This window comes from Streptomyces sp. NPDC050439 (assembly GCF_040655335.1).
Lineage (GTDB): Bacteria > Actinomycetota > Actinomycetes > Streptomycetales > Streptomycetaceae > Streptomyces.
The window spans coordinates 926,942-947,480 of the sequence record NZ_JBFAJT010000001.1; the positions used below are offsets into that span (position 1 = coordinate 926,942).

19 protein-coding genes and 1 pseudogene are annotated in these 20,539 nt (G+C 71.0%); 7 read left to right on the forward strand and 13 right to left on the reverse strand.

The genetic code is table 11. The annotated features are described in order from the left end of the window. Window positions 1-37: 37 nt before the first annotated feature. From AB0I66_RS04155 to AB0I66_RS04165, 3 genes are read right to left on the reverse strand one after another with little or no spacing between them, the layout of a single operon-like run. Window positions 38-985: an ABC transporter substrate-binding protein gene (locus AB0I66_RS04155; RefSeq protein ID WP_363206118.1), complete on the reverse strand. Its 948-nt coding sequence runs from the start codon at window positions 983-985 to the stop codon at window positions 38-40. Further along, window positions 982-1,662 (reverse strand): ABC transporter permease, encoded by a 681-nt coding sequence (locus AB0I66_RS04160; protein ID WP_363206119.1) that lies wholly within the window; start codon window positions 1,660-1,662, stop codon window positions 982-984. The genes AB0I66_RS04155 and AB0I66_RS04160 overlap by 4 nt, the downstream gene beginning before the upstream one ends. After that, a complete protein-coding gene (locus AB0I66_RS04165) occupies window positions 1,659-2,339 on the reverse strand; it encodes an ABC transporter permease (protein WP_363206120.1) in 681 nt (226 codons plus the stop codon). The genes AB0I66_RS04160 and AB0I66_RS04165 overlap by 4 nt, the downstream gene beginning before the upstream one ends. Window positions 2,340-2,520: 181 nt before the next feature. Between AB0I66_RS04165 and AB0I66_RS04170 the strand changes: the two genes are divergently transcribed. After that, entirely contained in the window at window positions 2,521-2,967 is a 447-nt protein-coding gene (locus AB0I66_RS04170) for an SPW repeat protein (protein ID WP_363206121.1), read from the forward strand. 79 nt (window positions 2,968-3,046) lie between these two features. On the opposite strand, the gene AB0I66_RS04175 is transcribed toward AB0I66_RS04170, so the two are convergent. Genes AB0I66_RS04175 through AB0I66_RS04190 form a run of 4 tightly spaced genes read right to left on the reverse strand, consistent with a single transcriptional unit; the run spans window position 3,047 to window position 7,683 of the window. After that, window positions 3,047-4,411, reverse strand: a complete 1,365-nt coding sequence (locus AB0I66_RS04175) for a GH1 family beta-glucosidase (protein WP_363206122.1) — start codon at window positions 4,409-4,411, stop codon at window positions 3,047-3,049. A 44-nt stretch (window positions 4,412-4,455) separates the two neighbouring features. Then, on the reverse strand, window positions 4,456-5,355 hold the full coding sequence (locus AB0I66_RS04180; protein WP_363206123.1) for a carbohydrate ABC transporter permease: 900 nt from the start codon (window positions 5,353-5,355) through the stop codon (window positions 4,456-4,458). Further along, window positions 5,348-6,328, reverse strand: a complete 981-nt coding sequence (locus AB0I66_RS04185) for a sugar ABC transporter permease (protein ID WP_363206677.1) — start codon at window positions 6,326-6,328, stop codon at window positions 5,348-5,350. Before AB0I66_RS04185 ends, AB0I66_RS04180 begins: the two co-directional genes overlap by 8 nt. A 32-nt stretch (window positions 6,329-6,360) precedes the next feature. After that, window positions 6,361-7,683, reverse strand: a complete 1,323-nt coding sequence (locus AB0I66_RS04190) for a sugar ABC transporter substrate-binding protein (protein ID WP_363206125.1) — start codon at window positions 7,681-7,683, stop codon at window positions 6,361-6,363. 188 nt (window positions 7,684-7,871) lie between these two features. Between AB0I66_RS04190 and AB0I66_RS04195 the strand changes: the two genes are divergently transcribed. From AB0I66_RS04195 to AB0I66_RS04205, 3 genes and pseudogenes are all read left to right on the forward strand, one after another. After that, entirely contained in the window at window positions 7,872-9,176 is a 1,305-nt protein-coding gene (locus AB0I66_RS04195) for an ROK family transcriptional regulator (RefSeq protein WP_363206126.1), read from the forward strand. A gap of 93 nt (window positions 9,177-9,269) precedes the next feature. Then, window positions 9,270-9,695: pseudogene (locus AB0I66_RS04200) on the forward strand (carboxylesterase family protein); the annotation flags it as partial. 52 nt (window positions 9,696-9,747) lie between these two features. Further along, complete coding sequence (locus AB0I66_RS04205; protein ID WP_363206127.1) at window positions 9,748-10,437, forward strand: YoaK family protein; 690 nt, start codon at window positions 9,748-9,750, stop codon at window positions 10,435-10,437. Between the two features lie 4 nt (window positions 10,438-10,441). On the opposite strand, the gene AB0I66_RS04210 is transcribed toward AB0I66_RS04205, so the two are convergent. Continuing rightward, window positions 10,442-10,906 (reverse strand): SRPBCC domain-containing protein, encoded by a 465-nt coding sequence (locus AB0I66_RS04210; protein ID WP_363206128.1) that lies wholly within the window; start codon window positions 10,904-10,906, stop codon window positions 10,442-10,444. A 10-nt stretch (window positions 10,907-10,916) separates the two neighbouring features. Then, a complete protein-coding gene (locus AB0I66_RS04215; RefSeq protein ID WP_363206129.1) occupies window positions 10,917-12,239 on the reverse strand; it encodes an MFS transporter in 1,323 nt (440 codons plus the stop codon). Window positions 12,240-12,447: 208 nt separating this feature from the next. On the opposite strand from AB0I66_RS04215, the gene AB0I66_RS04220 reads away from it, so the two are divergent. After that, complete coding sequence (locus tag AB0I66_RS04220; RefSeq protein WP_363206130.1) at window positions 12,448-13,272, forward strand: DUF1963 domain-containing protein; 825 nt, start codon at window positions 12,448-12,450, stop codon at window positions 13,270-13,272. 52 nt (window positions 13,273-13,324) lie between these two features. On the opposite strand, the gene AB0I66_RS04225 is transcribed toward AB0I66_RS04220, so the two are convergent. After that, entirely contained in the window at window positions 13,325-13,885 is a 561-nt protein-coding gene (locus AB0I66_RS04225; RefSeq protein ID WP_363206131.1) for an NAD(P)H-dependent oxidoreductase, read from the reverse strand. Window positions 13,886-14,019: 134 nt separating this feature from the next. Between AB0I66_RS04225 and AB0I66_RS04230 the strand changes: the two genes are divergently transcribed. Next, entirely contained in the window at window positions 14,020-14,685 is a 666-nt protein-coding gene (locus AB0I66_RS04230; RefSeq protein ID WP_363206132.1) for a TetR/AcrR family transcriptional regulator, read from the forward strand. Here the strand turns inward: AB0I66_RS04230 and AB0I66_RS04235 are convergent. The 3 genes from AB0I66_RS04235 to AB0I66_RS04245 form a co-directional block, all read right to left on the reverse strand. Continuing rightward, on the reverse strand, window positions 14,674-15,330 hold the full coding sequence (locus AB0I66_RS04235) for a M15 family metallopeptidase (protein ID WP_363206678.1): 657 nt from the start codon (window positions 15,328-15,330) through the stop codon (window positions 14,674-14,676). The genes AB0I66_RS04230 and AB0I66_RS04235 overlap by 12 nt on opposite strands. Window positions 15,331-15,350: 20 nt before the next feature. Continuing rightward, window positions 15,351-15,902 (reverse strand): DinB family protein, encoded by a 552-nt coding sequence (locus AB0I66_RS04240; protein ID WP_363206133.1) that lies wholly within the window; start codon window positions 15,900-15,902, stop codon window positions 15,351-15,353. A 102-nt stretch (window positions 15,903-16,004) separates the two neighbouring features. Further along, window positions 16,005-17,765, reverse strand: coding sequence for an ABC transporter ATP-binding protein (locus AB0I66_RS04245; protein ID WP_363206134.1), 1,761 nt, complete (start codon window positions 17,763-17,765; stop codon window positions 16,005-16,007). Between the two features lie 251 nt (window positions 17,766-18,016). On the opposite strand from AB0I66_RS04245, the gene AB0I66_RS04250 reads away from it, so the two are divergent. Beyond that, on the forward strand, window positions 18,017-20,401 hold the full coding sequence (locus AB0I66_RS04250; RefSeq protein ID WP_363206135.1) for a hypothetical protein: 2,385 nt from the start codon (window positions 18,017-18,019) through the stop codon (window positions 20,399-20,401). The last annotated feature ends 138 nt before the right edge of the window (window positions 20,402-20,539 follow it).

Sequence of the window (20,539 nt, forward strand, 5' to 3'; positions counted from 1 at the left end):
GAGCGCACGGCCCGCAGCTAGCACCGCACGGCCCGCGTCACAGCAGCCCCTTGTCCTCCAGGAACGTCCGCGCCACGTCTTGCGGCAGCCTGCGCCAGCTGTCCACCTGTTCGTTCATGGAGGCCAGGTCCGCCGTCGTCAGCACGGAGTTGAGGCGGCCGAGCGCTTTCGCGACGCCCTCGCTGCCCGCACGGGAGCGGTTGACGACCGGGACGATGTAGTCGGCGTTCTGGAGCTTCTTGTCGTCCTTCAGCAGGACGAGGCCGAAGTTGTCGAGCGTGGCGTCCGTGGACGTGGTCAGGACCATCTGGTCCTGCCCGCTCTGCACGGCCTTCTTGGCCTGGGTCGTGCCCACGCCCTTGGGGTCGACGGAGGTGATGTCGATGCCGTAGACCTTCTTCAGACCGGGCTCGCAGTACGGGCGTTGCACGCATTCGTCGCCCGCGGCGAGGCGGACCTTCAGGCCGGACTTGCCGAGGTCGCTCAGGGTCTTGAGGTGGTGCTTCTTCGCGAAGGACGCGGTGACGGCGAACGCGTTCTGGTCGACGGCTTTCCCGGGATCGAGGACGGTGAGGCCGCGCGGGGTGGCGAGGCCGCGCAGGGCCTTCATCGTGGCATCCAGGTCGGGCGAGCCGACCGGCTTCGCGTCCGCGCCGTTCTTCTTGGCGTTCAGCCAGTCGGCGAAGGTGGCCGCGTACTCGGGGACGACGTCGATCTGGCCGGACTCGAGGGCGGGTTCATACAGCTCGCGGTTGGCCACGGAGAGGATCTCGGCGCCGTATCCGGCCTTCTGCAGGAGCAGGGAGTACATCTGGGCGAGCAGATCGCTCTCGGTGAAGCCCGCGGAGCCGACGACCAGGTGGTGGCTGTCGCCGGGTGGCGCGGTCACCTCGCCCTGGGTTTCCAGGGACGGCCCCGAAGAGCACCCGGCCAGCAACAGGGCGACCCCGGCAGCAGCCGCACCACGCACCGCGCCCCGCCTCATCCCGTCCGCCCTCTCCCCCGCGCCCAGCCGGGAGCGAGCCGTTCGCCGATCTCGAAGAGTCCCTCGACGATCAGGGCGAAGACGGCGACAAGCACCGCACCCGCCACCACCTGCGGGGTGCTCGCCAGGTTGAAGCCGGCCGTGATGATCCGGCCGAGCCCCCCGCCTCCCGCGAGGGCCGCGATGGTGGCGGTGGCCACGAGCTGCACGGCCGCGATCCGCACCCCGCTGAGGACCAGCGGCATCGCGAGCGGCAGTTCGACCCGCCACAGCATCTGCCGCCCCGTCATCCCCATGCCGCGCGCGGCCTGGACGACGCTGCGGTCGACCCCGCGCATCCCGACGTAGGCGTTGGTGAGCAGCGGCGGCACCGCGAACAGGACGAGCGCCACCACCGTGGGCCCCTCGCCCCACTGTCCGACGGGGGTGAGGAGCAGCAGGACGAGGACCGCGAAGGTCGGCACCGCGCGCCCCACGTTGGAGATGTTGACCGCGAGCGCGCCGCCCTTGCCGAGATGGCCGAGGACGAGGGCGACCGGCAGCGCGATCAGGCAGCTCAGGATCAGGCACACCACGGTGAGCACCAGGTGCTGGGTGAGGCGGTGCCAGATGCCGTCGTCGCCCGCCCAGTGCGCCGAGTCGGTGAGCCACTGCCAGGCATCGCTGATGGTGTTCATGAGCGGACCGCCCTCGTCCACGGGGTGAGGATCCGCTGCACGCCCAGGAGCAGCAGATCGGCCAGTACGGCGATGACGACGCACAGCACGGACGCGGTGAGGACCTGCGCCTTGAAGTAGGTGTTCATGCCCGCGTAGATCAGGTTGCCGAGCCCACCGAAGCCGACGATCGCGCCGACGGTGACGAGGGAGACCGCGGAGACGGTGGCGATGCGCAGTCCGGCCATGGCGGCGGGCAGCGCGAGCGGCAGTTCGACGGTGAGAAGGAGCCGGATCGGTCCGTAGCCCATGCCGCGGGCGGCCTGCCGGGTGTCCTCCGGGACGGCGCGCAGGCCCGCCAGGATGTTGCGGACGAGCAGCGTCAGTGAGTACAGGACGAGTCCCGCGACCACCAGGGACGCGGAGAGGCCGTACACGGGAAGCAGCAGCGAGAACATCGCGAGCGAGGGGATCGTGTAGAGGACCGTCGTCAGCGCGAGGACGGGACCGGCCGCAAGGGCCCAGCGGCGGGCGACGACGGCCAGCGGCACGGCGATGACGAGCGCGATGAGGATGGAGACGGCGGTCAGCTCCAGGTGCTGGAGGACCGCGTCGACGATGATCTGGCGGCGGGTGCTCAGATACTCGCCGCAGATCCACTCGTTGCGCGCGAGGCAGTCGTCCGGGGGCGCGGTCACTCGTCCATTCCAGCGGGCGGGGCGTGCGACGGCGCGTTCTGGTCCCCCGTACGGGCGGTGACCGGAAGCTCACCATTCGCCCACGACTACGCATAAAGAAAAAATAAGCGCAGAATGGATGTGTGCGACATCCCGCCGCGCGAGGTCATCAGGCCTGCACCGAGCAGAGGAGACGAGTCTCATGGCCGACGTCTCACACAGGGGAGACATAGCCGCTCACCCTGACGTATCCGAGATGCGGGATCGATACGCCCGCGTGCTCGGTGGGAAAGATGTGGCGCTCGTGGACGGACCCGTGTTCCTCACGGGTCTTTTCTGCGCCATCTCCCCCTGGGTGGTCCACTTCACCACCAGCCAGCCAGTCCTCACGACGCACAACCTCATCATGGGCATCGCGATCGGCCTGCTGGGCCTCGGATTCACCGTCGCGCCCGCCAGGATGTACGGCCTGAGCTGGGCCATGTGCGCCATGGGCGTATGGATGATCGTGTCGCCGTGGGTCGTCGGCACGAGCCCTGACATGGGCGTCATCCTCACCAACATCATCATCGGCGGACTCACCCTCCTGCTCGGCCTCGTGTGCACCGGCGCGGCGGCGAAGGAGGGCCGCAAGGTGAACACGACCTGACACGGGAGGGCGGAGCCACACAAGCGCGGCGGCCCCCGGATCGGCGGAGAGCCGGGAGCCGCCGTCAGCCGCGTGCGGGTCAGGCCGCGCGGCTCACCTGCCCCTGGTGGCCGCGGATGATGTCGGCGTAGCGCAGCCCGCTGCCCTTGACGGTGCGGCGCTGCGTCTCGTAGTCGACGTGGACGAGACCGAACCGCTTGTCGTAGCCGTAGGCCCACTCGAAGTTGTCGAGCAGCGACCACGCGTAGTACCCGGCCAGGGGTGCTCCCTTGCGGGCCGCGCTCGCGCAGGCGGCGAGATGCCGGACCAGGTAGTCGGTGCGCTCCGGGTCGTCGACCGTTCCGTCGGGGCGTACGACGTCGGGGTAGGACGAGCCGTTCTCGGTGACGTACAGCTTGCGCGCCCCGTACTCGTTCGTCAGGCGCAGCAGCAGCGTCTCGATGCCGTTCGCGTCGATCTCCCAGTCCATGCCGGTGCGGGGCACTCCCTCGCGGCGTACCTCGTGGGCGTAGGGCGCGGGGCCCGCGGGGTCGTCGGAGACCACGGCCGGGAAGTAGTAGTTCAGGCCCAGCCAGTCGAGCGGCTGCGCGATGGTCGCCAAGTCACCCGCCCGCTCCGGCAGTTCGACCCCGTAGACCTCCTGCATGTCGGCGGGGAAACCGCGGCCGTGGACCGGGTCGAGCCACCAGCGGTTGGTGTGGCCGTCCACCCGGCGGGCGGCGGCGACATCCTCGGGGCGGTCGCTCGCGGGCTCGACCGTGGAGAGGTTGTTGACGATGCCGATCTGCGCGCCGGGCGCCGCGGCGCGGATGGCCTGGGTGGCCAGGCCGTGCCCGAGCAGCAGGTGGTACGAGGCACGCACGGCGGCGGTCAGGTCGGTCAGGCCCGGTGCCATCCGCCCTTCGAGGTGACCGATCCAGGCCGAGCAGAGGGGTTCGTTGAGCGTGGCCCACTGGGTGACGCGGTCGCCGAAGCGCTCGGCGGCGATGGACGCGTACGCCGCGAAGTGCTCGGCGGTCTCCCGCTCGGGCCAGCCGCCGCGGTCCTGGAGCACCTGCGGCAGGTCCCAGTGGTAGAGGGTCACCGACGGGGTGATGCCTGCTTCGAGCAGACCGTCGATCACCTGGTCGTAGAAGTCCAGGCCCTTGGCGTTGGCCGGCCCGTCGCCGCCGGGCACGACGCGCGGCCAGGCGAGGGACAACCGGTAGGCATTGGTGCCCAGTTGCTTCATCAGCGCGATGTCCTCGCGCCAGCGGTGGTAGTGGTCGCAGGCCACGTCGCCGTGGTCGTCGTTGTCGATCTTTCCGGGGGTGTGCGAGAAGGTGTCCCAGATCGAGGGGGAACGGCCGTCCTGGGTGACGGCTCCCTCGATCTGGTACGCCGATGTGGCCGTGCCCCACGCGAAGTCGTGCGGAAGTGCGGCAAGGTCGATGAGCTCGGACACGGACGTCCTCTCAGACGTAAGGGGATCAGGTGTGAGGGCAGAGGTCACTTGACGGCTCCGGCGGTGAGGCCGGCGACCAGATAGCGCTGGAGCAGGAGGAAGCCCGCGACCACCGGCACGCTCACGACCAGCGACGCGGCCATGATCTGGTTCCAGTAGACGTCGTTCTGGGTGGAGTAGCCCTGCAGGCCGATGGCGAGGGTGCGGGTGGCCTCGTTCGTCATGACGGAGGCGAAGAGCACTTCTCCCCACGCGGTCATGAACGCGTAGACGGCGACCGCGACGATGCCGGGGATCGCGGCGGGCACGACGACCCGGAAGAGGGCGCCGATCGGCCCGCAGCCGTCGACGAGTGCCGCCTCGTCCAGGTCGCGCGGCACCGAGTCGAAGTACCCGATCAGCATCCAGATCGAGAAGGGCAGCGAGAAGGTCAGATAGGTGAGGATGAGCCCGGCCCGCGAGCCGAACAGGGCGATCCCCGTGGCGTTGCCGATGTTGACGTACATCAGGAACAGCGGGAGCAGGAACAGGATGCCGGGGAACATCTGGGTGGACAGGACCGTCACCGTGAAGACGCGCTTGCCGCGGAACTGGTAGCGGCTGACGGCATAGGCGGCGAAGACGGCGATCACCACCGAGCAGACGGTGGCCGCCCCCGCCACGATCAGCGAGTTCATGAAGTACTCGGCCAGCGGGACGGTGTTCCAGATGTCGATGTACGGACGGATGGTGAGCCCGCTCGGCATCCAGCGGAACTCGCCCGACACGTCTTCGAGGGGCTTGAGCGAACTGGACACCATCACGAACACCGGAAGGAGCACGAAGCCCGTGAGCAGCGTCAGGAAGATCCGCCGCGACCAGAGGAACGAGCGGGGCGCCGCCATCGGCGACCGGGGCTGCTTGACGGCCCCGCGGGGCCGCACGGCCATGCGGGCGCTAGACATGAGCGGACTTCCTCTCGCGCGATGTGACCCACAGATAGACGCCCGTCACCACGAGCAGGAACAGGAGCAGCAGGACGGACATGGCGGAGCCGGTGCCGAAGTTCCAGGTGACGAACGAGGACTGGTAGATGTGGATCGAGACCAGGTCCGCGGCCTCGGGCGCCGACCTGCCGAACAGGACGTACGGCGTGTTGAAGTCGTTGAACGTCCACAGGAACAGGACGAGCACGAGGACCTGGTTGACGGGGCGCAGGGACGGCAGCGTGATGCGGCGGATCTGCTGCCACATGCCGGCGCCGTCGAGTGCCGCCGCCTCGTACATGTCCTTGGGGATGTTCTGCAGTCCCGCCATCAGGATGAGGAAGGCGAACGGCCAGCCCTTCCACACCGAGACGGTGAGCAGCGCGACGAAGCTGTTGTCGCCGATGAGCCAGAACGGCGCGCTGTCGGTGAGGCCCAGCTGATCGTGGAGCACGTGGTTGATGAGGCCGTTGTCACGCTGGAACATGAAGCCCCAGGTGATCACCGCGGCGTACACGGGCAGTGCGTACGGGATCAGGAAGAGCGCCCTGAGGAAGCCCCGCCCCTTGAACGTCTCCTGCAGATAGATCGCGGCGGTGGTCCCGATCAGCCAGCACAGGCCGACCGAGAGCACCGTGAACGCGCAGGTGACGAGGAACGAGTGCAGCAGCGCCTCGCCCACCGGCGCGTCGAAGTCCACCGCGATCTCGTAGTTGTCCAGGCCCGACCAGGGCGCGGCGCCCCAGTCGCGGATGAAGAACTGGGTGAGCTCCTTGAAGCTCATCGTGATGCCGACGACGATCGGCAGCAGATGGACGAGGAGTTCGAGCAGGAGGGCCGGGAGCAGCAGCAGGTAGGGCAGGCCGATGCGGCGGAGCCGTCCGGGACGGCGGCGCGGGCCGCCCTCCTTCTCGGGGGCGGTCGCGGACGGCTCCTTGGCGCCCTGCACGATGGTCGTGCTCGTGGTGGTCACGGACGTGTCGCTCACTGCTGGGACATCTGCTGCTGAGCCTTGACCAGTTCGGCCTTCACCGACGCGGTGGTCACCTCACGGCCGGCGGCTGCGTTCGCGAAGAGGTTCTTGACGGCGGTGCCGACCGCGGTCTCGAACTGCGACTCGTTGGCCACCTGGGGCAGGGGCGCGGCGCTCTTGGCGAGGGTGTCGCGCAGGACCTGCAGCTCGGGACGGTCGAAGGCGGGATCCTCCTGGGCCGCCTTGACGGGCGGCACGGAGCCGTAGGACTCGCAGAGGATCTTCTGCTCGGCGTCGCTCGTCATGAACTTCACGAACTTCAGCGAGCCGTCGATGTTCTTGGTGTTCTTGAAGACGGCCATGTTGATGCCGGCGACCATGGAGTTGGTGGCCTTGCCCTGGCCCGGCGCGCCGGACTCGACGGGCACGGGCGCCACGCCCCACTCGTCGTCGCTCATGCCCTGCGACTTGAAGGTGGTGGCCGCGGCCTGCCACAGCACCATCGCCGTCTTGTCCTTGGCGAAGTCGCTCAGGGACTGGTTCTGCGCGTACTCGGCGTTGCCGGGCGCGATGATCTTGTCCTTGCCCATCATGTCGACGTACTGCTTCACGGCCGCGACGGCGCCGTCGGAGGTGAAGTCGGGCTTGCCGTCCTCGGTGAAGAAGTCGGCGCCGTGCTGCTTGCCGAGCGCGAAGGCCTGGTGGATGTTGTTGGAGAGGTTCGCCCCCTCCGCGCCCAGGGCCCACTTGCCGCCCTTGGAGATCTTCTTGCCGTCCTCGACCAGCTCGTCCCAGGTGGCGGGCGGCTTGTCTATGCCGGCCTCCTTGAACATCTTTTTGTTGTAGTAGAGGGCGTAGGCCATGGAGTACAGCGGTACGGCGGCCGGGTCCTTGTCCGCCGCCCCCGTCGAGCCGAGCGCGGACTCCACGAAGCGGTCCTTGCCGCCGATCTTGTCGAAGTTCTTCTCGTCCCAGGGCAGCAGGGCTCCGCTGGCCTGCAGTGACGCGCTCCAGGTGTTGCCGATGTTCAGGACGTCCGGCCCCTGACCCGATGTCGTCGCGGTCAGGATCTTGTTGAGCAGCTCCGACCAGGGGATGACCTCGAGCTTGACCTTGATGCCCGTCTTCTTCTCGAACTTGTCGAGTTCGGGCCTGAGGATCTTCTTGTCCGCCTCGATGTTGGGCCCTTGGTTCGACGCCCAGTAGGTCAGCGTCTTCGGCGAGTCGTTGGACCCCTCGCCGCCCGTCGTCGAACCGCCTCCGCAGGCGGTCGCGGTGAGGGCGAGCGAGAGGGTGGCGGCGCCGACGGAGGCGGCGGCTCGGAATCTGCGCATGGCTCCAGGTGTCCCTTCCGGAGGGAGTCATGGGGCGGATGGCCCAACACCGGACCGAACCGGCGCTGTGTTCAACTCTTGAATGACCTCATGACTTAATTTAGGACGTGAGTTAAACCGGCAGGGAAGATACCGTCAAGGGGTCACACAGAACCAACTTCGAGGCAGGACAGGCCGGAAGGAACCACATGGCTGGGCAGCGCAACGGGCGCACGGTGCACGACCTGCGGCGGGAGAACCGCGCCGCCGTACTGCAGCGGTTGTACTTCGAGGGGCCGATGAGCCGCTTCACGCTCGGCCCCGCCACCGGACTGAGTTCAGGTTCCATCAGCAATGTCGTCGCCGAACTGGTGGCGGAGGGGTGGGTGGAGGAGGCGGGCAGCGTGGAGTCCGACGGCGGTCGCCCGCGTACGCTGCTGCGGGTCGCGCCCGGCCGTGGTCAGCTGATCGGCGTGGACGTCGGCGAGACCCGCGTACGTGTCGAGCTCTTCGACCTCTCCCTGTCCGAACTCGCCCGCGCCGAGCGGCCGTTGACCCTGAAGGGCCACGACGTCGGCGGCATCACGGAACTCATCCGCGACGGGATAGGAGAAGTGCTCGGCGCCGGCGGCGTCACCGAGGAAGGCCTCCTTGGCGTCGGGATCGGCGTCCCCGGGATCGTCGCGCGCGACAGCGAACTCGGCGCCGTCGTGCACGGCCAGACCATCGGATGGAACGCCGTCCCGCTGGAATCCCTGCTGCGGGAGACCGGCTCAGGCGTGGCCCAACTCCCCGACTCCGTGCCGTACTTCATCGACAACGGCGCCAAGACCCTCGGCCAGGCGGAGATGTGGTTCGGCGCGGGCCGAGGGACGCGCAACGCCGTGGTGGTCCTGTTCGGTTCCGGTGTCGGCGCGTGCGTCGTCACCGAGGACGTGGAGCAGGGCCGCGCCCTTGAGTGGGGGCACCTCACGGTACGGGTGCAGGGCAGACGGTGCCGGTGCGGGGGCCTGGGGTGCCTGGAGGCGTACGCGGGCGCGGAGGCGCTGCTCGAACGGTGGCAGGAGGCGGGCGGGCGGCCGCCCGGGGGCACCGACGAGGAGAGCGCGCTCACCGCCATGCTCGACGCCGCCTATCCCGAGGGCGGCGGGGCGGCCGATCCGACGGCGCTCGCGGTGCTCGAAGAGACCGCCGAATACCTGGGCGCGGGCCTCGCCGACCTGATCAACCTCTTCCAGCCGGAGCGGATCCTCGTCGGCGGCTGGGCCGGACTCCAGCTCGGGCAGCGCTTCCTGAGCGCGGTGAAGCGGTACATCCCGACCTACGCCCTGTCCTACCCGGCGGGGCGCGTCGCCATCGACCTGGGCCGCCTCGGCCCGGACGCGGTGACGGTCGGCGCCGCGACGCTGCCGCTTGCCGACTTCTTCGCCCGGGGCGGACGCCGCGCCGCACCGGCCCGGGAGGCCGAACTGCCGGGCTGGCAGACGGCGTTGGAGGGGCGCACCCCCTCCTAGGACTGCCCTCCCCCTAGGACTGCCCTCCAAGGACGTGGGAGGCACACGGGGCATCCTCGGCTCCCACGCCCTGCCCGAGGAGGGTCACGGCTGGCCTCCCCCGGACAGTTGCGCTCGGCCGTCATGGGCGACGCGCTGTTCGGCAAGGGGAGCTGGGCCCTGGCCGACGCCCACGCCGAGCGGTCGTCCGGCGCCACGTACAGCTACCGGTTCGACTGGCGCTCCGGTGCCTTCGGCGGATTGCTCGGGGCCACCCACACGATGGAACTCCCCTTCGTCTTCGGCCTCGACCCGGCCCGACTGACCCAACTACGAGGCCCTGACGCCCTCTTCGGCCCCGGCAGCCCACCTGCCGACCTGGCTCCCCGCATGCACGCCGCCTGGATCCGCTTCGCGCGCGACGGCAACCCCGGCTGGGCTCCGTACGACACCCGTCGCCGGATCACGAGGGTCATCGACCGCCGCTGGACGGTTCAGGAAGATCCCCGCGGTGGCATCCGCCGGGTCTGGAGGCGGTGAGCGGGAGCCGCACGCGGGTCGGGCGGCGGCCCGTGTCTGCCGAAGAGACGGTATGAACTCATTGCTCGACCGGGCCGCCGTCCTCCTCTTCCCCGACACCGAGGGTCACCACGGCGTGCTGCCTCCGCTCCTCGTCGTGCTGACCTTCGTCACGGGCCTGGTCGACGCCGTCAGTTATCTGGGCCTCGACCGTGTCTTCGTCGCCAACATGACCGGCAACGTGGTCTTCCTGGGCTTCGCGCTCGCCGGTGACGTGCAGCTCTCGGCGACCGCGTCACTCCTCGCGGTCGGCGCGTTCGTGGCGGGGGCATGGGCGGGCGGCCGGATCGCGCCGCGGGTCGCTCGGCCGCTGGGGCTGTTCGCGCTCCTGGTCGGCGCGCACGCCGTGCTGGTGGCGGCGGCTCTGCTGCTGGACCTCGCGGCCGACGCGCGGCACGCCCTGATCGTGCTGCTCGCGCTCGGCATGGGGCTGCAGAACGCCGTGGTGGGCAAGCTCGCCGTACCCGACCTGACCACCACCGTCCTCACGCGCACCCTGACCGGCCTGGCCTCGGACCGGCTCGGCCCGGCGTCCGTACGAAGGTCCGTATCGGTCGCGGCGATGTTCGCGGGCGCCCTCGTGGGCGGGCTGCTGCAGATCCACCACGGCACGGTCGCCGCGCTTGCGCCCGCACTCGCGCTGCTCGCCGCCGTGACCCTGGCGGCGGCCCTGCCCGGCGCGACCGCTCCGCGTGCGGGCTGAGCCGTTACCGCGCCTTCTCGACGATCCGGGCGAGGTTCGCCAGCGCCATGCGCGTCCCCGTCTCGTTGTCCACGGCGGGGACGCTGTCGGGGATCCCCTCGTGCAGGACCAGGACATCGGTACCGCCGCCGACCGCGTCGGTGAGCGTGGTCGTCATCGTCATCGTGCCGCCCATGCCGGGGTCGTCGGTCTCGAACGCGAGCACCTCGACCACCTGCTCGTCCGGTACGAGCTTCGCGAAGTGGCCGTGGTACGTGTCGGTGTGCGAGGCCGATTTGCCGGTGCCCGACTGCCCGTCGTAGGTGAGCGAGACGCGGAAGCGCCCGCCTTCGCGGGCGTCGAAGGCGTGCACGTGACTGCTCATGCCGTCCGGGACGCGCCAGCGCGCGACGGCGTCCGCGTCGAGGAGCGCCCGGTAGACGGCCGCACGCGGGGCGTTCACATGTCCGGACACCTGGGTCGAGTACATGAGGGCCAATCTAGGACGCCGGCCGCTCGCACGGGAGGTCGTCCTCCGCCGGCAGCCCGCGCCCCAGGCGTGCCAGCGGGGACAGGGCCATGAACAGCGGGGACAGTGCCAGACAGACGGCCGTCAGGATCAGACTCGTGCGCAGGCCCCACACACCGGCCAGGAATCCGCCGAGGAGTGATCCGACGGGCGTCAGGCCCATGCCGACGAAGTTGATGGTCGCGACGACGCGTCCCTGCATCGGCACGGGCGTGACCGCCTGTCGTACGGCCATGAGCGTGACGTTGACCAACTGGCCGAAGACACCGAAGACGAAGTTGATCGCCATGAGCGAGGCGATGGTGACGGCCGTGGAACCGTGCAGGGCCGGCACGCAGAGCATCACGCCGTCGGCGAGCACCGCCGAGGCCACCACGACCCTGCCGTAGCCGAACCTCTCCGGAAGCCTCGCCGCGAGCAGCGAACCCACCACCGCTCCCGGCCCCATGGCGGCGAGCGCCAGGCCGACCGCGAGGCCCGACAGGTGCAGTTCGCGCGGCAGGAAGAGCAGGTAGACGGTCATCACGGCCGCGAACGAGAACTGGAAGAGGGCCGACGCGAGCCCCACGGACCGCAGCGACGGATTGCCGACGACGAAGCGGAGACCTTCCTGGATCTGTCGCCGGACACCCGCGGGCCTGTCGGACGGGGGCGCGTCGGACGGAGTCCGCGGAGGCAGCACCTCCTGGTGGCGGATGCGGCGGATCGACACGAAGGACACCGCGAAGGCGAAGGCGGCGGCCAAGGTGGCGACCGGTGCGGAGAACAGCGACACCAGGGCGCCGCCGAGCGCAGGCCCCCCGATCTGCGCGGCGGACCTGCTGCCTTCGAGCGCGCTGTTGCCGCGCAGCAACTGGTCGCGCCTCAACAGCCGTACCAGCGATGCCTGATAGGCCACGTCGAAGAACACGCTGAGGACGCCGACGAGGAAGGCGACCACCAGGAGCGCCGGCATCCCGAGCACTCCGAGCAGGTACGCGAGGGGGATGGCGGCAAGCGCGACGGCACGCCCGAGGTCGGCGACGACCATGACGTCGCGGGCACGGCGCCGGTCCACCCACGCCCCGGCGATGAGCGAGAAGAGCAGGATCGGCGCCTGTTCCACCGCGCGGAGGGCGCCGAGCTGACCGGCTCCTACGTCGAGCGCCAGCACGGCGACGAGCGGCAGCGTCACTTGACCGGCCTGCGCCCCCAGCTGCGAGGCGGTCTGCCCCGACCAGAGTCTGCGGAAGTCGGCGTCACGCCACAGGCCGGATGGGGGGCGCGCGGAAACGGCACGAGAAGCGGACGGCACAGAGAGCCCCTTGAGGCAGAGAAGGTGACGCAGTGCCGCAGCTCACGGGCAGCACGCGATGACGGGTCGATGACGACCCACGACGTCAACGCGCGCTTCGGCGACCGGGCATCTCAACTCCCCAAGGGGCAGGCGGTGTTCGGCAGGCTACCCGTCGGGCACTCCGCCACGGAAACGCTTTTCCCGGGGCTCCGCGTACCCTCGGCGCATGACCCGCCGCACGCCGCCGCGTCCCTTGGACGTGGAGCAACTCTTCCCCGAGGTCGTGCGCTTCAAGAAGGAGGCGGTGCGGCTCCATCCGCGCGCGGGCGACCCGACGTACCGCGAGAGCTCTGTCGGCGGTCCCTTGCTCTGGCCCGCGCGGGAGCCATGGCCGGTGTGCGACGAGCACGGCGGGGCGCCGATGGTGGCCGTCGCGCAGATCTACCGGGCCGACGTCCCGGACGTCGTCGCCTTCCCGCAGGGGTGCGATGTGCTCCAGGTCCTTTGGTGCCCACGGCGGCACAGCGACGGCGGCCCGTGGGTCGTCCCCCGCATCCACTGGCGGGCGGCGGCCGACGTGCGCCAGGTGCTCGACGCTCCGCCGGTTCCCGCGCAGCGGCACGAGCACTACGTGCCGCGCCCCTGTGCCGTACATCCGGAGCGGGTGACGGAGTACCCGAGCTGGGACCTCGCGGACACGCTCTGGGATGCGCTGGAGGGGCGGTTCGCGCAGGTGGAGAAGGAGAGCGGCTGGGACTACCAGTACCACCTGTCCACCGCGCCGGGCACGAAGCTGGGCGGATATCCCGGCTGGGGCCAGGACCCGCAGCCCGCGGTCTGCACGCGGTGCGGCCGGCCGATGGAGCACCTGCTGACGTTCGAGAGCGCCGAGGGCGACGCCGAGTCGTCGCGGGCCTGGACTCCTGTCGAGGACCGCGAGGTGCGCGTCGAACACGCGGGGATGATGTTCGGCGACATGGGCGGGGTCTACCTCTTCGAGTGCCTCACCTGCCCGGACCGGCCGCACACGCACCGCGTCGACTGCGCGTAGCCCCGACCGGGGGCGGACCCGGTCGGGGCTGTGCGCGGTCGGGCCGGAGATGTCAGGCAGCGACAGTCGTGGCCTGCTGGGTGAGGTGGGTGACGACCTCGGTGAGGGCCGTGACCACCTCGGTGTCGTCGGCCGGGTGGATCTCGGCGAAGCGGGTCAGGGAGGCGGGGATGGACAGCTTGACGTCCTCCACGACCACACCGCCCGCGATGCCCGCGGCCTTGCGTGCGTCGTCCTGCGCCCACACGCCGCCGTACTGGCCGAAGGCGGTGCCGACGACGGCGACCGGCTTGCCGGAGAGCGCACCGGCGCCGTACGGGCGGGACAGCCAGTCGATCGCGTTCTTGAGCACGGCGGGCATGGTGCCGTTGTACTCCGGCGAGAAGAGGAGGAAGGCGTCGGCGCTGCCCGCGACCTCGCGCAGGCGGGCCGCGGCGGCCGGGACGCCGCCCTCGACGTCGACGTCCTCGTTGTAGAAGGGCACGTCCGCGAGACCCGCGAACAGCTCGACGTCCACGCCTGCGGGCGCGTGCTTGGCGGCGGCCTCGGCGAGCTGGCGGTTGTGCGAGCCGGCGCGGAGGCTGCCGACGAGGGCGACGATGCGTACAGACATGGCGGAACTCCTGAAAAGTGGGGGCGGGACTCTCGGATACGGATAACGAATCAAGCGGACCGGGGTCCGTTTAAAGTTGTACCACCAATCCGGACCACGGTCCACTTAGCGCCTGGGGGCGCTACGCTGGATTCATGACCGGCTCCGTTCTCCCGCCCCTCCCCTCGCCCGACAGACCGGGCGGGTCGACCGAGCTCGCCCTCACCGCGGTGGGCGAGCCACCGTCGCTCAGGGCCGACGCGGCACGTAACCGCACGCGGCTCCTCGAGGCCGCCTCACAGCTGATGGCGGGGTGCGGCGCCGCGCAGCTGACCATGGACGCGGTGGCCACGGCGGCAGGGGTCGGCAAGGGGACCGTCTTCCGCCGCTTCGGTGACCGCACAGGGCTCCTGGTCGCCCTGCTCGACCACCGCGAGCAGCAGCTCCAGGCCGCCTTCCTCTCCGGACCCGCCCCGCTGGGCCCCGACGCCCCGCCCCTGGAGCGCCTGCACGCGTTCGGGCCCGCGCTGATCCGTCACGAGCGCGACCACCACGAACTGCTGCTGTCCTCACGGACCGACCCGCTGCGCACCTACGCCGTCCCCGCGAACCGGCTGCGGCTCACGCACGTCACGATGCTGCTGCGCCAGGCAGGCGTCGCGGGTGACGCCGAACTCCTCGCGCACACCCTGCTCGGATCGGTCGACGGCGTACTCGTGCACCACCTCACCGTCGAGCGCGGCATGCCGCTCGACCGCCTGGACGCCGGGTGGCACGACCTCGTCACCCGGCTGGTGACGTCACCGGCCTCATCCGCCTGATTCCGCCGCCCCGTAGAGGGCGTGCGGCGCGCCCGTGGCCAAGGCCCAGTAGCGGTCTCCGTACGACCAGTGCCACCACTCGGTGGGGTAGTTGACCAGGCCCGCCTCTCGCAGGGCCGCTCCGAGGATGTCGCGGTGGCGACGGGCCGCGGCGGTGATGTTGTCGGCCTCGGTGTAGCAGGCGCCCTCGCTCTCCTCGGGGTCCGCGTTCATCCGGGTGCCGAGGTCGAGTTCGTGTCCGTCGGTCCCGGCGAGGGTGAGGTCCACGGCGGAACCCGCGCTGTGCGGTGCGATCTCGGGCGGGGAGACATAGCGGCTCGCCGCCGCGCGGAGGCGTTCGGCGGGCCACGCGGGATGCAGGGCCCGGAGTTGGCCCTCGTACTCCTCGAAGTAGCCGCGTTGCAGCCACGGCGGCCGGTAACCCTCGACGAACAGCAGGCGCAGCCCGTCGGGCAGCAGCGTCTGGGCGTGCAGGAGGCGGGCCAGGACGCCTTCGCGCAGCCGGGCGAAGGCGTCCTCGGGGTCCTGGGCGCGGGTGTCGACCAAGAGCGTGCCCTCGTGGCGTACGTCCACAAGGCGCTCGCCGCATTCCCTGACCGGTACGGCGGCCACCTTCGGGTCGGACATCAACGTGATCTCGCTCAGATTCATGAAGTGATCATCGTCTACACGCCGATCGCGCCGTCGATCCGCTCGCGGAGCAGGTCGGCGTGGCCGTTGTGCCGGGCGTACTCCTCGATCATGTGGATGAGCACCCAGCGCAGTGACACCTTGCCGCGCCACCCGTCGTCGCCCTCGATGTCGAGGTCGGGCGCTTCGGCCACCAGGCGGTCGGCGAACGCCACTTCGGCACGCCAGGCATCCCACGCGGCGGCGATGACGGCCGGGTCGGGGACGGCGCCGTCGAAGTCCTGGTCGGGGTTCTCCTCGGAGCCGAAGAGGAGGGGCGCTTCCCGTCCCGCGAGCACGCGCCGGAACCAGCGGCGCTCCACATCGGCGAGGTGCCGGACGAGACCGAGCAGCGAGAGCGTGGAGGGTTCCACGGACCGCAGGGCCAACTCGGCTGCCAGGCCCGCGCACTTCAGCTCCAGCGTCGTGCGCTGGGCCGCGAGGACCTCGACGAGCATGCGCCGCTCGTCGCCGGTGGTGGGTCCGGCCAGCCTGCCGTCCCGCTCTTCGTCCACGAACAGTTCCGCACGTCTGCGTCCGGTGGTCATGCCCGCCATCCAATCCCGGTGTCATGTCCGGGGCCAGCCCTTTTCGGCGGCCGTGCGGTCGTCCGTGCGGTCGTGCGGGCATGCGGTTGTCCGGTCGTGCGGTCATGCCGACGTGGCGAGGAACTGGGTCGCCGCCAGTTCCCCGTACAGCGGATCGGCCGCCACCAACTCCGCGTGGGTGCCGGACGCGCGGACCCGCCCCGCGTCCATCACCACGATCCGGTCGGCCAGCGTCACCGTCGAAAGGCGGTGCGCCACGACGAGGACCGTCACCTCACGCGACACCTCGGCGACCACGTCACGCAGCGCCAGTTCGTTCACCGCGTCGAGCTGCGAGGTCGCCTCGTCGAGGAGCAGGAGACGGGGCTTGCGCAGGAGCGCCCTCGCGATGGCCACGCGTTGGCGTTCGCCGCCGGACAGCTGGGAGCCGCGGTGTCCGACCAGCGTCTCAAGGCCGTCCGGCAGCCGGTCGACGAGGGCGTCGAGCCGCGCCCGCACGAGAACCTCCCGTATCTCGTCGTCGGTCGCGCCGGGCGCCCCGAAGAGGAGGTTCTCGCGCAGGGTGCCCGCGAGGACGGGCGCGTCCTGCTCCACATAGCCGATGACGGAGCGCAGTTCGGCGAGCGGCCACTCCCGCACGTCGCGGCCGTCGACCAGTACGCGGCCGCCCGTGACGTCGTAGAACCGCTCGAGCAGGCCGAAGACGGTGGTCTTGCCCGCGCCCGAGGGGCCGACGAAGGCGGTCATGCCGGGGCCCGGGATGTCGAAGCTCACGCCGTGATGGACGTACGGAAGCGTCTCCCGGTAGCGGAAGGTCACGTCCTCGAAGGCCACGGCGGCGGGACCGCGCCGACCCGCGTCCGCGGCGGGCTCGGTGACGTCCTCCGTCTCCAGGCGTTCGGCCCGCACGATCCGCGCGATGGCAGCGGAGCCGACCTGGTACTGCGAGACGCCCTCGACGAGCCGGGAGACCGGGTCGATCAGGTAGAAGAGGAAGAGCAGGAAGGCCACGAGCGTCGAGACCGAGATGGCGCCGGACGCGACGCGGGCGCCGCCGATGCCCAGGACGGCGAGGAAGGAGACCTGCACGGCGAAACCGACCGAACTCCACGCCACGGCCTGCCACTTGGCGGAACGTACCCCGTGCCGCCAGGCCTCTTCGGCGGCGTCCTGCACGGCTGCGGTCTCGCGCTCCTCGGCGCCCGACGCCTTGAGCGTGCGGAACGCGCCGAACGCCCGCTCCAACGCGGTCGAGATCGTGCCGACCGCTTCCTGCGCCCGCTCGGTCGCCCGCGCGATCTTCGGCATCACCAGGGCCACCGCGCCGCCGATGAGCACGATCACTCCGAGGGTGACGCCGAGCAGGACGACGTCCATGAGGCCCATCATCACGACCGTCGCGATGAAGGTGAGTCCACCCGCGACGGCGGACACCACGGACTGGGTGGTCACCGCGCGCAGCAGCGTCGTGTCCGAGGTGATCCGGGACATCAGATCGCCGGGCTGGGTGCGCTCCACCTCCGGCAGGCGCAGGCGCAGGAGCCGTCCGATCAGGGTGCGCCGGGCGGCGAGCACCACGGATTCGGCGGTGCGTTCAAGGACGTACGCGCCGATCGACTCGATGGCGGTGCCGAGCACCACGAGCGCGGTGAGCAGGACGATGATCCCGGTGATCGAGTCGTCGCTGCCGAGCCGGTCCACCAGGGCTTTCGCGGCGAGCGGCTGGGCGAGGCCGGTCGCGGCGCCGATCAGCGTGCACAGGGCGCCGAGCGCGACGACCCAGCGGTGCGGGCGGAAGTAGCGGTACAGCGCCCGCCAGGTCTCCCCCGCGGAAAGCCGCTCCTGCCCAGGTCTCTCTGACACCGACTTCTTTTGGGCCGACTGCTCCGGCTCGTTCACTGTCACATGGGACAGGACGCCGATGACAGCTGATCTACCTGAGCGTGCACCCGGACCTTCGCCCCGCAATCCGCCCCGTAACCCAGATCGGGGCCCGGAGTTAGAGGATCTGGCGAATTCATTGCAGAGACGATTCTGCAGGGCAGTGTGGCGTGGGGCGGGCGGCATGGCTCGCGGCAGGGAAGGGCCCGGGCATGACGAGGACGGCAGGGCGAGTGCGTGTGCGAGGGGGTGGCCTGCTCGGCCGGGCCGACGAGCTGTCGGGACTGCGCCGCCTGCTGGCCCGGAGCAGGCTGGTGACGGTGACGGGCGGCCCGGGTGTCGGCAAAAGCATGCTCGCCGCACACGCCGCGGCGGCGGTGAACAGCCAACTGACGGACGGCGTGATCATCGTGCGCTGGTGGGACGGCGGGCCCGCGCGGGGGCAGTCGGTGGCACGAGCGGTGCTCGATGCGATGGACGGGGAGCCGGGCGGGGAGTCGGGCGGGGCGCCGGATGAAGAGCAGGGCGGGGCGCCGGCTGGGGCGGCGCGCGAAGTGCCGGACGGGAAGCCGGGCGAAGTGCCGGACGAAGAGCCGATCCAAGAACCTGGTGGGAAGCCGGACGGGAGACCAGGCTCGAAGCCGGGCAGAGGGCGCGACGAGGTGCGAGACGGAGAGCCGATCCGGAAGCCGAGCAGAGTGCCGGACGGAGAGCCGGACAGCGAGCCGAACCGGAAGCCCGACGGGAAACCGGACGGGAAACCGGGCGAAGTGCCGGACAGCGAGCCGAGCCCGACGCCCGGCGGGAAGCGGCACGGGAAACCGGACGGAGCGTCGGACGAAGTGCCGGGCGGAGGGCCGGGCTTCGCTGGGCATGTGTTCGGTGTGGTCCCTGGCGGTGGCGGGCCGAGGGTCGGGGCGGCACGGGCCACGGTCGGTGAAGCGGAGCTTCTTGCGCGGGTTCGGGGGCGGCGGGTGCTTCTTGTGTTGGATGATCTCGATCCCGTACGGGAGGAGTGCGTACGGCTCGTGCAGACGTTGCTGTTGGGTGCGCCCGGCGTGCGCGTTCTTGCCACGGGGCGGCAGCCGCTGGGCCTCGGGCAGGAGTTGGTGCTGCACCTCAGGCCGCTCCCCGTAGGTGTAGGCGCGCCCGGCACGGAGGAAGGTCCCGGGCCCGCGGTGGAGCTTTTCTTGGAGCGTGCGCGTGGAGCCCGGCGGCGGGCGGACCCGGGCACCGACCCCCACGCCCGGCCCTCGGCCGCCGCACCCGACGAAGCCGAACTGCGCGCCGTGCGCGACATCTGCGCACGGCTCGAAGGCGTACCGCTCGCCGTGGAGCTCGCCGCCGCGCAGACCGCCCTGCATTCGCCGGCGCGGCTCGCGCCCATGCTGCGGCTCACCCAGGGCTGGCTCGGCCGACCCCAGGCTCCCGTACGGCGCCACCGGTCCCTGCGGGCCGCCGTGGGCGCGAGTTACGCCCTGTGCGGGCAGGACGAGCGCAGCGTCTGGGCGCGGCTCAGCGTGTTCCCGGGCGAGTTCGACGAGGACGCCGCCGTCCACGTGTGCGCGGGCGGCGGACTGGACCCGGCGCGGGTGCCGTCCTGCCTGGCCCGCCTCGCCCTGGCCTCGGTCCTGGAACCGGTGCGTGACCCCGGTGGCGTGCTGCAGCCCCGCTACCGGCTGCCCGCGGCGGCCCGCGGCTTCGGCGCCGAACGCCTGGAGTCCGCGGGCGAGTCCGCCGCCGCGGCAGCCCGCCATCTCGACTGGTACCGCACCGTCGCCGCCACCGCCCACCAGTTGTGGAGCACCGGACGGCACGAGCAGGCGACCTTGCTGCTGCGCGACGAGGAGCCGAACCTCCGCACCGCCCTTGAGCGGGGTCCGGACAGCGCCGACCGGTGTGCGACCGCCCTCGGCATGGTCGTGGACCTGTGGTTCTGGTGGGCGGTCTGCGGACACGCCGCCGAGGGCCGCGAGCATCTGCGGCGGCTGCTGCCGCTCGGGCGCGCGGACACCGTGGACGGGCCATCGGACACGGCCCGCGGCCAGGCCCTGTGGCTGGCCGGCTGGCTCGCGGCCTGCACGGGCGCGCCGGAGGCCGAGGAACTTCTCGGCCAGGCCTGGCGGGCCGCCATGCTCTCCGGGGACGACGCGACCATCGGCCGGGTCGCCCACGTACAGGGCGTCATCGCGTTGCGCGACGGCCGGACGGAACGCGCCATCGAGCACTTGCGGGAGGCCGCCCACACCGTCCCCGTCCACGCCGACCACGGCCCGCCCGCCGCGGTCAGCTGGGCCGGCCTTGCCGTGGCGCAGGCGCGCGTCCGCCCGGCCGACGCCCTGCACAGCGTCCGCCGCGCGTCGGCCGGCACGCAGACGCGGCACGACATATGGGCGCGCTCCATGACGCAGTACGCCCACGCCCTCGTCGAGCATCTGCGCGGCCGGCCCAGCAGGGCCTGGCGCCGGGCGCACAAGGCACTGGCCGGAGTCGTCTCCGTGGCCGGGCCGCTCGGTGCCGCATCGGTCCATCAGCTGATCACCGCGATCGAGCAGGGCCCCGCGCCGGGCGCGGTCGAGTGGACGCCGCCGTGCGGGTGGGATCCGCCGGGCGCGTGAGGCACTTGGGTCAAATTACACAAAAGACGCCTCTTCATCTGATTCGTTCATCTTGCCGCGGTCTACACATGGTTCGACCAGGAAGCGAGCCCCCGCGCAGCCGGGTCCGAGCGGGATTTCAACGGACAGATGGAGACG